The following is a 14257-nucleotide window of genomic DNA, read 5'->3' as shown; positions in this document are numbered from 1 at the left end:
ATAATTAGTGAGCGTGACCCCCGCCTTTGGTGATCCGCAGTTCAATCAAATAAAGCGCTTCGACCGGATGCGTGACGACCACGTCTCCGGCCCGCAACCCCTCGGTGACTTCCAGTTGATCGTTGGCCGCCGCCCCGATCCTGACCGGCGTTCGAGCGTACGCGCCGTTGGTGACGCGATAAACAAACGCGCCTTCGGAAGTGCGCAGCCGCGCCGTTTGCGGAATGACCAACACCGGCTGGTTTCGCGATTGCGTGATGGCCGCGGACAAGAATTCACCCGGCTGGATTTGGTTGGCCGCGTTGGTGAGACCGACGATGACTTCCGCTTCGCCGAGGGTTTGCGCCGGTTCGATGCGCAGCACCACTCCGATCAGCGAGGTTTGATTTCGCGTCTTAATTTCCACCGTTTCGCCGGGATGAATGGTGGCGGCCTGGTTTGGTGACAGAAAACCCGCGCCGTGAACATCGCAGCCGGTGTGATCGGTTTCCTGAATGGGATGGTGGTGCTTTTCATCAAATACCTGCAGATTAAAACGCGTCTGCACGGGCAACTCCTGTTCCGTCACCAAGGCGGTTGTAACTTGAAGAATCTCGCGCGTTTCATCGGTCAGAATCAGACCGCGCCCCGCTTCAAAAGTAGCCCCGGAAGGCGAGGCTTCGTCGTGCGCGTGATCTTCGGCGCCGACGTGTTCATCAGGGTGATCCGTGGAACGCTCGCAACCGCTCATCAGACACCAGGTTGCGAGCAGGGGAATGAGCCAGACGCCTCTCATTTTGTTCCCTCGGCAGTTTGCGCCTGCACCAGCGGCGTCGGCAACCCGGTGAGTAATTCCAATTGTGCGGCGGCTTCCAATGCTTCGAGTTTGGTATCCAATAGACTTTCCACCGCTTCGAGATATTGCTTCTGCAACTCGACGTAAGTGGAAATGGGCACGGCGCCGAGGCGATAATGTCGGTCCGCCAGTTCGGCGGCCGCCTTGAAGTGTTGCACCGAATCCGGTCGCCACTTCTCCATCTCGCGCACTTTCGTTTCGTACACGCGGGCCGCCGCGATCACCTGGCGCTGCAAGTCGCGCTCGGCCACTTCCAGCGCGGTTTCCGCCTGCAACCGGCGCGCGCGCGCCACGCCGATCTCTCCCTGGTTGCGATTCCACAAGGGCAACGGCAACGAAACACCCACGCTCAAGACGCGCTCCTTCTCGTTCCCGGCGTTTTCCTCGGAATAAGCCGGCCCGATCCGCAGCGTCGGATAACGCTCATTTTTCGCCAGGTCTTCGCGCCAACCTTGCTGCGCCAGTTCAAGCTCCCGCGCCCGCAACTCAAAATTGTTCGTGTGCGCCCGGGCTAGCAGTTCGGCGACATTTTCCGCCGCGCTGAAATTCAACGGTACGGCCGTCACCGTCAGTGGCGCGTTTGGCGCCGCGCCGCGTAGTTGGTTTAATTCCAACAAGGCCGCTTCGCGCCGCAACGTCGTCTCGGTCGCTTTACGTTCCGCGTTCAATTCCGTCGCTTCAATAATCCGGGTTTCGAGTAAAGGCGTTAAGCCGCTCGGATCACGCTGCAGCAGCACCTCCCGCAACGCCTTGAATCGCGACGCCACTTCCGCCGCCGCCACCGATTTTTCCTGCGCCGCGAACAATCCGTAACCCAGCGTGCGGATACGGCCCACGAGCGCGGCGCGGAAACGCTGTTGTCCCAGTTCGGCCAACTGGAGATCTTGATTGGCGATCGCTTTGCGCAAACTGAGCCGCCCGGGCCACTCGAAGGGCTGCACTACGGACACGGACCACGCCACGCCTTCTCCGGCAAACCCCGTGTCGGTCATACGCTTGTGGCCGACCTCGCCGCTGATTTCCGGATTGCCCAGTTGTCCGGCGGTGCGTCGTCCGGCTTGCGCCGCGGCGATTTCCGCCTCGTAGAATTTCAATTCCGGATTATTCTCCAGCGCTTCAGCAACCAACGCATCGAGGGAGCGCGCTGGCGACGGCGTTTCCTGAGCATTCGCCAGAAGCGTCGTAAAACCAAGCATCGCTCCAACCACATAAAACCGACCTGTTTGTAAAAAATTCATAATTCAAAAACCAAGACCAAGGATCCAGCCAACGAAACCTCGTCGCGGCCACACCGGGCCGTAACGACCTGAGAGATCATCCCGTCGGGATGATTAGATGATGCAGGAGGGAGCTCGCGGAGCCGGGGCCGCGCGTACGGCAAATTGCCACGCGGCCGGCAGCCCTGCGAGATTCTCAGCGGCGGAATTAGAGCCGGTTTGAACCACGTTTGCAGGGGTGGAAACCGGAACGGGCACTTCAAACAGCAGTTGTGAGTTCAGAGGTGGAATGGTTACCGGCACGCTGGAAGACTTGTATTGGGCGTTTTCCACCACCTGACACGAATCTTGATCGCAATCGGACGCCGGGGATCGGTCCGGCTCGGCGGCATCTGCGATTGCGGCGCCCGGGCATGCGAAGAAATCGGATTGCATGACGGTTTCAAACAGCAGGCAATGCGAAGTCATGGGCAACCAGATCGTTGCCAGCGCCAGCGCCAAGACTGTTTTGAACATCCGCACCACGCATAGATGCCTGTTCTCCGCAGAAAGTTCAATTAAAGTTTTCAACGCCACCGACATCTGATGAAATCTTAATAATCCTTGATATTTTTTAATAATTCCTATTGACCGATATGGGGATGTCACTTAGTCTCGCGCCAGAGTCAACCCAGAATCTGAGTTAAACTGTATGAAAAAAACTTGTAAGACCTACTTGAGTCAACTTCCGCCCGTCCGGAGGTCATTGTGTTCCAAACTACGAAGCACGACGGTAGCCTTGCTGTCGCTCACCGTGTTCGGCTGGCAGGCCGATTTGCAAGCTCAGTCGGAGAACTTCGATTCCGGCGCATTAAATTCACCGTGGCAGACCGCACAGTTCCTTTCGCAGCCGGTTTCTTTTCCGGATACGGGATATGGAAAAGGAATGCGCATCCAGGCACAACCCGTTCCCGGTCAAGCTCCGGCGGCGCTCTTGATTGCTCAGCCGAACGTCATCACCGACTTCTACGTGGCCGTAGATATCGTTGATTGGGCGGACTTGGACCAAGCGCTGGTGTTATTTGGACGATGGACCCCCGCGGGTGCTGCCGGGTTGGCGGAAGCCACGGGTTACATCCTTAACTTCGACGTGCTGCAAGATGGTGATAAAGCTGGTGATCGCCAGGGCGGGCAATTGCAAATCAATGCTGTTTATCCGGGCTTTGCCACGGCCACTGCCGCGGCCGCCGAGCTTACGTTTGTGCATGGACATTCCTATCGGCTTATTTTTCAGGGGACGGATAATTTGATGAAGGGCGAAGCTTACGACTTGGCCGACTTGACCAAACCTTTGGTCACAATTTACTTCCAAGATCTGGATCAGACCTATTCCAGTGGGTTGTCTGGGTTCTTGTCGTTCAGTCGTGACGGCAGCATCGGCGTAACGGATGTCACGATTGATAACCTGTTGGCGACGACCAGTGATCCTAACGCGGCTTCCGCTCCGGCCATTGCTCACCCCGTACCGGGGGTTCCAGTGGTAACGGAACGGGTGCCCGAAGATCGGTGGGCGAATTTTCACGATCCGGCGGCGGGAATCAGTTTTACCGCCAAGACCTTTACGGCAGGCGAAATTAACGCCAGTGCCACAAAATTGTATCTGAACGGGATGGACGCTTCAGCGTCCCTGTCACCGCTGCCCGCCAATGGCAGTACGGTTAGTTTCAGCACCGCACCCGACACCCTGGAGGCAAATACCCTCTACGAAGCGCGCATCGAATTGACGGATACAACCGGCAATCTCAAATCCACCAATACCTTCTGGTTTGATACCTTCTCGGATGCGTACGTGGCTTCTCAAAAAACCATTGAAGCGGAGGATTACAATTACTCAACGGATTTGGTTTCTGGTGGACAATATCAATTGGACCCCATTGACGTCTCCGGGATTGACTATGACGAAGTCGCGGTCGGAGGCAATTCGGCGTATGGCGGAAACGACAAGGGCTACTTCAACTTTCAAGGAATCGAGGGAATTGATTACGTAAAGACCGCCGGGTTCATGAACACGGTCTTTGCTGAATATCGCCCACAAGACAAGGTAATGATCACGCAGGGATCAACCACCACCGCCAGTCGAGACGAGGCGGGAGACGTTCAAGATTTTTACACTAATACTCCTCCGCATCGGATCCATAGCACGCAGCGGGCGAAATACACTGCGGCCCGCGTTTGGGAATACCAGGTGAAGCTAACGTCACCGGGCGATTGGATGAATTACACCCGCAGCTTTACGCCTACGAATTACCACGTCTATTTGCGGTGCAGTAGTTTTGGCGCGACCACGGTTTACCTGGATCAAGTCACCAGCGACCCGACGCATGGCGGACAATCCACCGTGCGACATGGCGCATTCAACGTTGGGAATAACATGATGCGGCTCAACTACAAGTACGTGCCGTTAATGGTTGGAAACACGCCGGCAGTAGTCAGCCTTTCGGGGCTGAAGACCCTGCGGTTGACCATGGGGGGGACTCCCATCAAGGATCAGCGGGTCGTTAATCTGGACTACCTCCTGCTCGTTCCAACGAGCGATGGCCCGACCGTAGTTTATCCATCCATGCCGCCCACGGTATTTGACAACTTCAACGATGGCAATGATACCAATCCGGCCTGGTTGCACTACGACCCAATCTTTGAGACCGCTGGCGACCCGTTCCTGGCTTCCAGTTTCATTACGACTGGAGGCGTGTATCACCTCATCACTCCGGCGCAGCCATTCGATTACTACGGCCCCTCGCGTGCGGGCAGTTTCCTTTCCGGCGTTGAGTATTCGGACTTCTACGCCTCGGTGGATTTGCTGGACTTCGACGATACCGTGCGCCAGGCATTTGGAATTGCGGCGCGTATCAGCACTCCGGGGCTGGGCACCATGAACGGGTACCTGTTTAGTTGGGAGCCAGGCGGTGGAATCTTGCCGGGCGAGGATAATGGAGATTTGGACATTTCCTGGCTCGAAGGGGAAAATCCGATGGGGCAGCTCGAAACGGACTCCAGTGAGTTCCACTTGGAACGCGGTAAACAGTACCGGTTGGTCTTCATCGGCAAGGGGGCGGACTTTGAGGGGAAAGTTTATGAATTCCCTGATTTGAACACCCCCGTGAAGACCATTCACGCAAATGATCCGGCCAATCATTATCCCAGTGGATTGGTAGGCTTGATCGTTGCGGGTAATGACGGCGCCAACCCTGTGCCCGGCGATGCGACCTTCGACAACTTCCTGGTCACCACGGCCGAACCGCGGATTGATCTGACTCAGTCCGGTGATTCGATCACGCTTTCGTGGCCGTTCATTCCGTATCGCTTGGAGAGCAGCCCGAGTCTCAGCGCGCCGGTCTGGACCGAGATCAATACGGGAATCAGCTCGGCGGGCGGCGTGTACGAGTACACGATTCCGGCGACGGGTTCGCAGTTCTTCCGTCTGGTTTATCCCTGAGTGATCAAACGGTAATTTGCATCGCCGCCTGACTTTTCGGAGTCAGGCGGCGCTTTTTTAACGTGCCCGTGTTGTGAAGAAGCTTTTCAAAATCGGCTTTAGTTGCGGAATCGGTATTGGCGGACTTATCGCCATTGTCCTGCTGGTTAGCTTGGATACCGTGGATTATCAACCTTACTTCCGCACGAGCTACCATCAAAATACAGTCGAGTGCCTGCAAACCCGCGTAGCTACCAATGCCGCGATCCAAGGGGAACTGTTTGCTGGCTTCGGGCGCGCGCGCCTGACGCCGACAATCAATGCCGCTCAGGATCTTCCGGAACAAGGACAGTTTCGCTCGCTGCCGCTGGCGGGTTACGGCAGCCGCCGAGGTGAGGCCGCCACCGGGGTGCATGATGATCTTTACGTCAAGGCTGCCGCGCTGCGCGTGGGGGGGCGCCTGGGAGTGATGGTCGGAACCGACGCCCTGATTGTTCCTATCGAGGTAACCGATTTAGCCATGCAACGGCTTGAGCAGGAGGCCGGCTTGCGGCGCGAACAAGTTTACCTCAGCGCGAGCCACTCGCACTCGAGTCTGGGTGGCTGGGGTGAAGGTCTGGTGGCGGAAGCGTTTGCCGGCGGATTCCAACCGGGTTCACGCATTTGGTTTGCGGATCGGATCGTGACCGCCGTGCGCGAAGCCATCGCCGATCTGCAACCGGCCACTTTTGGCTACGGCCATTTCGAGGCGCCGGAATTGATTCGCAACCGACTGGTCGGCCCGCTGGGGCAGGTGGATCCGGAATTTAGCTGGTTGCTGTTCCAGCAGAGCAACGGTCGTCGCATCGTGTTGGGGAGTTACAGCGCGCACGCGACGGTGCTTTCCGGGAGTTCCATGGTGTTCAGCGCTGACTATCCGGGTTCCTGGCAACGAGCGGTTGAAACGGCCCCCAGTACTGCCGCCATCTTTCTGGCGGGCGGAGTTGGGAGCCAATCGCCCGTGGCGCCAGGGACCAACGGTTTTGACCGCGCCGAGCAAATGGGGCGGGCGCTCGCGCAACGAACCCTGGCGCAGTTGACCGAGGTTTCGCTGACGAACCGCGTGGTCTTCAACCTCTTGGGTTTGGAAGTGGCGTTGCCACCGCTCAACGTGCGCGTCAGCGATGGACTCCGCCTGCGCCCCTGGCTCGCCCGCGAGCTATTACCAGTCCGGCCCAGCAGTTTTCTACAGGTGTTCAGAATCAACGACACGGTTTGGATTTCTACTCCTTGCGATTACAGCGCTGAACTTACCCTTGGCGTCAAGGATTACCTGCGCGCTCGCGGTTACTCCGGCGTCATCACCAGTTTCAACGGCGATTACGTGGGCTACGTGGTGCCCGCGCGGTATTATCATTTGAACGGCTACGAGCCGCGATTGATGTCGTTCTTCGGACCCAACGTCCCGGATTATTTCGACGAATTAATCCGCGCCATGGCCGCGGCGATGATAACCCAATAATTGTTTGGGTCATTGTAACGGTCGTTTTCGTTTGCTGATCGCCTCGACCGTGCGGCTCAAGTTTAATTTGCCGGCGCCGTGAAGTGATAATCGCCGGATTCCACTGCCAGTTCGGCGATGTCGCCCGTCGCGCGGATCAATTGAACTCCCGTTACCTTTGGAAGTGCGTGGCCTCCTTCTCGCAGGCGGTCGGCGTCGCGAGTTGGCACAAACACGGTGGCACGCGCGCCGATGGGCACGGACACGCGTAAGTCAAATTCACCGCCGCGCTTGCGCCAGTTGCTGACGATGCGGCCCCGAACCGAATCATAGCTGGCTTTGGCCCATTGCAGGTCGCCCACCGGTTGGGGCTTGATGATGATTTTGTCGAAACCCACCGCATCGGGAGCCGGTTGAATTCCTGCCAGCACCTTGTAAAACCATTCACTGACCGAACCGAACATCGGATGGTTGTGCGAGTAAGTGTTGTCGCTGAATTCCCAGTGTTCCCAAAGGGTGGTCGCGCCGTTTTCCAGCATGAAGCCCCAACCGGGGAAGGTCCGTTGATCCACCATCCGATAGGCCACCTCTGGTCGTCCGTGATCCGCGAGCGTGTGCAACATGTATTTCGTGCCGAAAATTCCGGTGCTCAAGTGGCCTTGGTGAGTCTGTTCGATATCGCGCACCAGCGTGTTCAGAGCGGCCGCCTGTTCCGTGGCGGGGACTAATCCAAAGTAGAGCGCGAAAGCCTGGGCGGCTTGGGTGCCGGCATCATACTGCCCGGTGTGGAGTTTGAGGAACTTGTGGTTGAACGCGGTTTTAATTTGTTCCGCCAACCGCTCGGCCTCTGTCGCTTCGGTGGCGCGACCGAGAGTCTGCGCAAGCTGCGCCAACAATTTGGCGTTGAAATAGTAAAAGGCGGTACCGGTGAGCGCGCGCGGTTTGGTCACCAGGCTTTCGTGATCGCTGATTCCGTTGTCGAGGATGCCGTCGCGTGCCTGCGAGCGCAGCAGATTCAGCCAACGTCGCGCGGCGCCATACTGTTCTTCAAGCAGACGGCGGTCGCCGTAATACTGGTAGAGTTGCGCCAACAGCAGCGGCTGCGCCGTGCCCCATCCGACCGGTCCGGATTGGTCACCCAATCCTTCATCACTGATCCCGACGAACGGCGCGGTTTCGGTGAACCCGCCGTTCGACCGCACGGCGTCGGCTAAATCCTCCACCGCTTTCACGTAGAAGTTGCGCATGTCGAAATTCAGCAGCGCCATTTCGCTCGACGCCACAATGTCCCCGCCGTACCCAAATTTTTCGCGATGCGGACAATCGGACTGCACGCTGAACAGATTGCTCAACTCAGTCCACAACACCATTTTCTGGATGCGATTGAATTGTTCGTTGGAACAGGCAAACGTGCCGGCGGACGCCACATCCGCGTTTAGGCGCAACCCTTCGAGCGCATTTAACTCCGGTCGCCCGGGATAACCGGTAACCTCAACGTAACGAAAGCCGTGGTAGGTGAATCGTGGCGTGAAGGTTTCTCTGCTGCCGCCGCGTAAAATGTATTCGTCCTGCTGAAAAGCCGTCTTGGGCGCTCCGTTGCCATCGTAACGATAGTCCTTGCCGCCGCCCTTGATTTGGCCGCAAACCGCCGTCATGCCGTTAAGCGCGCCATCCGGATAAAGCAGTTCGCCGTAGCGCAGTCGCACGCGCGTTCCCGCCGGGCCGCTAACGTGCAGTCGCGCCCAACCGGCGAAGTTTTGTCCCAGATCGAAGATGAACACCCCGGGTTGGGGTTCCGTGAGACGAACGGGAGGCAACGTGCGGGTGATGCGAATCGGCGGCGCGCTTTGGGCGCGCAACACTCCCAGATGCGGTGCGCCGGCGCGTACGGCGGTTTGCCAATGGCTCGCGTCAAAACCCGGTTGATCCCAACCGGGCTGCTCCTGGCGTGCGTCATAAACTTCGCCCAGATAAATGTTGTGGCGCCGCACCGGACCATCCGCCACCCGCCAGCTTTCATCCGAAACAATGGTTTGCGTGCGTCCATCCGCGAACTCCACTTCCAGTTGCAGAATGAAGCGCGGTTCGCCAATGGTGAGATGCTCGCGCAGATTGATCTTGCCCCAAAACCGCAAGGGCGCGGGGTTGAACCAGCCGTTGCCCAGCATGATTCCCAGCGCATTGTCGCCGCGTCGGAGTTGCTGGGTGACATCGTAAGTCGAGTAAAGCACCCGTTGCGAATAGCTCGTCCAACCCGGATCCAAAACGTGATCGCCCACGCGCTGACCGTTCAGGGTCAGTTCGTAATAACCCAGTCCGCTCACATGCAGACGGGCGCGACGCACCTTCGGCTCACAGTGAAACTCCTTGCGGAAGAGCGGGGCGGGGTCATCCTGAAAAAACTCGGCTTCATTCGTGCGCGGCTTCCGGTCGCGCGTAATCCAGGTGGCTTGCCAGTCGGTTGGCGCCAGCAGTCCCATTTCCCAATAAGCCGGTTGACTCCACGCCGAGGCTTCGCCGTCCCGGTCCCAAACTCGTACTGCCCACCAGACTCGCTGCCCCGATCGCAACCCCGGCCCGTTGTAAATCACATTCACCGATTCGCTGGAAGTGACCCGGCCACTGTCCCAGTAATCCGCTTCGCCTCGGGTGAGCTTGGTCGCCTCCGTGGCGACCCGCACCTGATAAGCCGTTTGCGTTTGAGCGCGCTGCGACGAGGTCAGCTTCCAACTCAAGCGCGGTTCGGCGCGATCAATGCCCAGCGGATTGGCTTGGCCTTCGGTGCGCGGGTCGGTGATCTGCAACGTCGCGGCCGGGGTCACTGGCGACCAGGCGATGACGCTTAGAAAGATTGAAATGGCGATGCGGGAAACCAGCCCGGTTTGCCTGGGGAACTCCATCATGCGCGGACGATAAACATCCGTTCGCCGGTTCAGCAAGTGCGAATACCACTCCGAACTGCTTTTGTACACCCCCGCGCCGGCCCTGCGGATCAGGTAAAACTTGATGGTGAAAACTGATGGAGCCGGATAACCAATCTGGCTGGATTTTAATACCCGTACATGGCCTGACCGTTGGCGAAGCGGACGTAACCGGTGTGTTGGCGATACCAATAAAAGTCATTACGGCCGGCGGCGTCAAAGGCCATCATTGTAGTCGGGTAGTTGTAACGAATCGGGTATTTTGAGGTGCGGCTTTGCCATTTTTTGATTTCCGAATGTCCATCCGCGAACGAGAAACCGCACGCGCCGTTGTGGTATGAAGCCGGGATGTCCTGCCAGTTGGCGGCGTCCGGGTTGTTAATGAAATATCCGTCGTTGATTGAGTCGGGATGTTCATCCACGAACAACCAAGTACGCACTGGGCGCGGCACCTCGGTGATTTTGAGGTACTGACGGTAATCCTGAAAGCCCCAATTTCTGCCCTTGGCCGTAATGTCAGGCTGTGCTGGTGTGTCGATACTCTGGAAGCGCCCAAAGACGGAATTCATTGACAGGCTGCGATTACGTTGTTTCCAACCGGCGGCTCGCTGAGTGTCATAAAGAAAAACGTCGGCCGGGCATTTATATACCCCGACACTGGCGGCTGTGTATCGGCCCAATACGCCGGAAGCCACCCAGTGCAGATTGGTGTTGCTGCGGTCCGCAACTGAGTTGCCCGCACCCCAGGTCATGACGTTGTTCACCCAATTATCCAGCTTGCTGTTCTCAATGGCGGCAACGGTTTCGTTTACGCCGTAATTGTTGGCCACGCGATCATTACTATCGCCGGCATACAACAGCCACGCCAGCGTGAGTTGTTTCGTGTTGTTCAGGCAACTGATGCCTTGTGCTTTGGTTTTGGCCTTGGATAACGCCGGGAGCAGCATCGCCGCGAGAATGGCGATGATGGCAATTACCACCAATAACTCGATCAGTGTAAAGCCCTGGCCCCGCCCACCGCCCATTGGGCGCAGGGAACGAATTATCGTCCGCTCGTTATCCGGCAGGCCGCTGTTTTTAGTAAGGTCATTTTGCATAAGCTGCTTTTGAGTTGCTGAATCTTGGTCACGATGTTCCGCTCGCGCAAGGTAATTCCTTCCTATTACTCCGAGCTTTTCGTTGCGGTTGAAGTGTCGGCAGACTCTTGGACCAAGCCGCCTGGTAATGTCGGGGGATTTTCAAACGTTTGCGATGCGCGTATCTGTCGCGAGGCGGACTGATGTTCGTTGGTGGATGTTTGTGCGGCACGGCGGAATGAGGAGGGCGGCGGTGGCGTTTGGTGATGGCGGCGCCATTTCCTCGGGATACCGCTTGCCGCCCGGAAAAGGTTTGGCTAGGGTGCGGTCATTATGGATAGCACGTTTCCTCCCAATAGCGGGGCCGGGACTCCGCCACCTTTCCAGGTCCCTCCACCGGTAATCACGCCCCCACCACCGGCGCGACCACCCCGGCGTTGGGGATGGATGGTGATCTCGCTGGTGCTGCTCGCGTTGTTGGTGATCAGCATGATGTTCAACGCCGGTAGTTTTCTGAATGAACTGGCGGGCGTGAGCAACGCGCAACGCCGTTCCAGTGGGCCGCGCCTGGACGAGGTGATCAAGGAGAGCGGGAGCAAGGAAAAGATCGTTGTAATTCCCATCGAAGGAATCATTAGCAGCAGCCTGGGCGGACGAAGTGGATTCAATTTGGTGGATTTGATCAAGGCGCAGTTGGCTCGCGCAGAGGCCGACGACACGGTGAAAGCGGTCATTTTGCGCGTGGATTCTCCCGGCGGCGAAGTGCTGGCCTCGGACGACATTGCGCGCTGCCTGACCAAATTTCAGAATACGGCTTACAAACCGGTGGTGGTTTCCATGGGAAGCCTGGCGGCTTCCGGCGGTTATTACGTTTCCGCGCCGTGCAGTTGGATTGTCGCCAACAAACTGACCATCACGGGCAGCATTGGCGTGATCATGCACGGCTATAACTATCGCGGATTGATGGACAAGATTGGTCTGCGTCCCGAAGTGTACAAGAGCGGCAAGTTCAAAGACATGTTGAGTGGTGATCGTGAAACCACCGAGATTACCGCCGAGGAGCGGGCCATGGTGCAGAAGTTGATTGACGAAACCTACGGCCAATTCAAAACGGTGGTGGCTGAAGGACGCGATGGCGCCGCCAAGAACAACGCTGAGGTACGGCCGCTGGCGAAGGATTGGAAGGATTACGCGGATGGGCGGGTGTTGTCCGGTAAAGAGGCTTACGATCTCGGGTTGGTGGATGAGTTGGGGGACTTTGATACGGCGGTAGCCCGGGCCCGAACCCTGGGTGAGATCACCAAGAAACCGACTCTGGTGGAATATCGGTTGCGTTTGGATTTCGCCGACTTGTTCAGCATCTGGGGCAAGAGCGACGCAACGGTGGTCAAAGTGGATCTGGGTGTGGAAGCGCCGCAACTGCGTCCAGGCTGCATGTATTTTCTGGCCCCAACATTCCTGCATTGAAGTGAACGGCGTCACGGTCATCCGACATCCGCTGGTGCAGCATAACCTGACGCGCCTGCGGGACGCGCGCACCGAGCCGCAAGAGTTTCGGCAGGTGTTGAGCGAGGTGGCGGCCTTGATGATTTATGAAGCCACCCGCGACTTTGGCACGGAAATTATTCCGGTACAAACGCCGCTCACCAAAACCACCGGACGCCGGTTAAAGCGCGAGGTGGTGCTGGTGCCAATTTTGCGGGCCGGTCTGGGCATGTTGGAATCCATTCTCCAACTGATTCCGCAAGCGCGCGTCGGATTCATTGGCTTGAAGCGTCACGAAGATACACTCGCTGCCCAATTTTATCACCAGAGTCTGCCCGAGGACCTGCGGGCGTACGAAGTATTATTGATTGATCCAATGCTGGCGACGGGCGGGAGTTTAAGCGCGGCGTTGCACTTGTTGCAGGAGCATCGCGCCCGCATTTCCCAGGTGCGACTTGTGAATCTGGTGGCCGCGCCCGAGGGCATTCGCCGGGTGCGGAAGCAATTTCCCCGGCTGAAGATTTTCACGGCCGCGGTGGACGCGCGGTTGGATCAGCGCGGCTTCATTTTGCCGGGGCTGGGGGATGCGGGCGACCGTTTGTTTGGCGTTTGAGCTTCGCGTTGCATGCAATTTGCTTGTTCCCTTGGGTGGGGTACTTAGATTAATCATTCGATGTCAGCCAAGAAGACAAAAAATCCGAAACGTAAATCGCCGCCGCGTGCCAAATCCGTGGCTCGCCGCGCGGTGACTTCGACGCAAAAGACCGTGCGGAAGTCGGAGCGCAGTGAGTTGGAACAAGCCTTTGACACCGCAATTTTGCGCAAGGTCAGCGGCGGTGTGGATGTGGAGCAGTTCAAGCGCGATCTGGAGGCGGCCGCAAAAATTCGTATTGATACGGCTTTCTACAAACAATCGGAGACCGAGGCGCCGGCGGAATTCCAGGGGCGCGGCGGCTACGATGGCGATAGCGCGGTCAAATTGTATTTGCGGGAAATCGGCCGGGTCAAATTGCTGACCCCGGCGGAGGAAATTGCCCTCGCGGCCAAGGTAAAAAAAGGCGACAAGCGCGCGCGCGAACACATGATCAAAGCCAACCTGCGGTTGGTCGTTAAAATCGCGCGCGATTACGAGGGGATTGGATTGCCGCTGCTGGATTTGATCAGCGAGGGCAACATCGGTTTGATGAAGGCCGTGGAGCGATTTGATCCCTCCAAGGGCGGCAAACTTTCCACGTATGGCTCGTGGTGGATCAAGCAATCCATCAAACGCGCGCTGGCCAATCAGTCGAAGACCATTCGTTTGCCGGTGCATTTGGTGGATAAAATTTCGCGGATGCGGCGCACGGCCTTGAAGCTGCAGGAGGAATTTGGTCGCGAACCGACCGACGAGGAATTGGCGGAGGAATTGCAGACCACGCCGGCGCGCGTGGCGGCGATGCGTCAGGCCTCCATTCGCCCGGCTTCACTGGACGCTCCCATCAGCGACGAGGATTCCAACCACTTCTCCGAAGTCGTGCAGGACGAAAACGCGGAAGACCCGTACGTCAAGTTGGAGGACAAGACGGTGGCCGACATGCTCGAAGAGATGGTCAAGAACCTCGACGAGCGCGAAGCGACGATTTTGCGTTACCGCTTTGGGCTGGATGGCGGCACGGAAAAAACCTTGGAGCAGGTCGGGGAGAAATTTGGCGTGACGCGGGAGCGCATCCGGCAGATTCAAAACATCGCCCTGCGCCGCTTGCGCCGCATGATCGAAAAATTCGAGCGCACCCAACGCTGAATCCGCCAG

General features: G+C 57.7%; 10 protein-coding genes. 5 read left to right on the top strand and 5 right to left on the bottom strand.

What is annotated here, in order from left to right:
• Window positions 1-4: 4 nt before the first annotated feature.
• The 3 genes from M9920_16565 to M9920_16555 all read right to left on the bottom strand — a co-directional run bounded on the left by M9920_16565 (window position 5) and on the right by M9920_16555 (window position 2568).
• Window positions 5-775, bottom strand: a complete 771-nt coding sequence (locus M9920_16565; GenBank protein MCO5053891.1) for a hypothetical protein — start codon at window positions 773-775, stop codon at window positions 5-7.
• The gene (locus M9920_16560; protein ID MCO5053890.1) at window positions 772-2073 is read right to left on the bottom strand and encodes a TolC family protein; all 1302 of its coding nucleotides are present in this window, start codon (window positions 2071-2073) and stop codon (window positions 772-774) included. The genes M9920_16565 and M9920_16560 overlap by 4 nt, the downstream gene beginning before the upstream one ends.
• A gap of 93 nt (window positions 2074-2166) precedes the next feature.
• Complete coding sequence (locus M9920_16555) at window positions 2167-2568, bottom strand: hypothetical protein (GenBank protein ID MCO5053889.1); 402 nt, start codon at window positions 2566-2568, stop codon at window positions 2167-2169.
• Window positions 2569-2743: 175 nt separating this feature from the next.
• On the opposite strand from M9920_16555, the gene M9920_16550 reads away from it, so the two are divergent.
• Together M9920_16550 and M9920_16545 are read left to right on the top strand one after the other, a co-directional pair.
• On the top strand, window positions 2744-5527 hold the full coding sequence (locus M9920_16550) for a hypothetical protein (GenBank protein ID MCO5053888.1): 2784 nt from the start codon (window positions 2744-2746) through the stop codon (window positions 5525-5527).
• A 73-nt stretch (window positions 5528-5600) separates the two neighbouring features.
• The gene (locus tag M9920_16545) at window positions 5601-7007 is read left to right on the top strand and encodes a neutral/alkaline non-lysosomal ceramidase N-terminal domain-containing protein (GenBank protein ID MCO5053887.1); all 1407 of its coding nucleotides are present in this window, start codon (window positions 5601-5603) and stop codon (window positions 7005-7007) included.
• 62 nt (window positions 7008-7069) lie between these two features.
• Here M9920_16545 and M9920_16540 read toward each other — a convergent pair whose 3' ends face one another.
• Together M9920_16540 and M9920_16535 are read right to left on the bottom strand one after the other, a co-directional pair.
• On the bottom strand, window positions 7070-9889 hold the full coding sequence (locus M9920_16540; protein ID MCO5053886.1) for a glycoside hydrolase family 78 protein: 2820 nt from the start codon (window positions 9887-9889) through the stop codon (window positions 7070-7072).
• A 146-nt stretch (window positions 9890-10035) separates the two neighbouring features.
• Window positions 10036-11004, bottom strand: a complete 969-nt coding sequence (locus tag M9920_16535; GenBank protein ID MCO5053885.1) for a prepilin-type N-terminal cleavage/methylation domain-containing protein — start codon at window positions 11002-11004, stop codon at window positions 10036-10038.
• 426 nt (window positions 11005-11430) lie between these two features.
• Between M9920_16535 and sppA the strand changes: the two genes are divergently transcribed.
• The 3 genes from sppA to M9920_16520 all read left to right on the top strand — a co-directional run bounded on the left by sppA (window position 11431) and on the right by M9920_16520 (window position 14248).
• The gene (gene sppA / locus M9920_16530; protein MCO5053884.1) at window positions 11431-12450 is read left to right on the top strand and encodes a signal peptide peptidase SppA; all 1020 of its coding nucleotides are present in this window, start codon (window positions 11431-11433) and stop codon (window positions 12448-12450) included.
• Between the two features lies 1 nt (window position 12451).
• A complete protein-coding gene (gene upp, locus M9920_16525) occupies window positions 12452-13081 on the top strand; it encodes a uracil phosphoribosyltransferase (protein MCO5053883.1) in 630 nt (209 codons plus the stop codon).
• A 366-nt stretch (window positions 13082-13447) separates the two neighbouring features.
• Complete coding sequence (locus tag M9920_16520; protein MCO5053882.1) at window positions 13448-14248, top strand: sigma-70 family RNA polymerase sigma factor; 801 nt, start codon at window positions 13448-13450, stop codon at window positions 14246-14248.
• Window positions 14249-14257 lie beyond the last annotated feature (9 nt).

Source organism: Verrucomicrobiia bacterium, from assembly GCA_023953615.1.
Taxonomy (GTDB): domain Bacteria; phylum Verrucomicrobiota; class Verrucomicrobiia; order Limisphaerales; family JADLHS01; genus JADLHS01.
The sequence above is the reverse complement of the archived record's forward strand: the minus strand, read 5'-3'. Positions and strand labels throughout refer to the sequence as shown.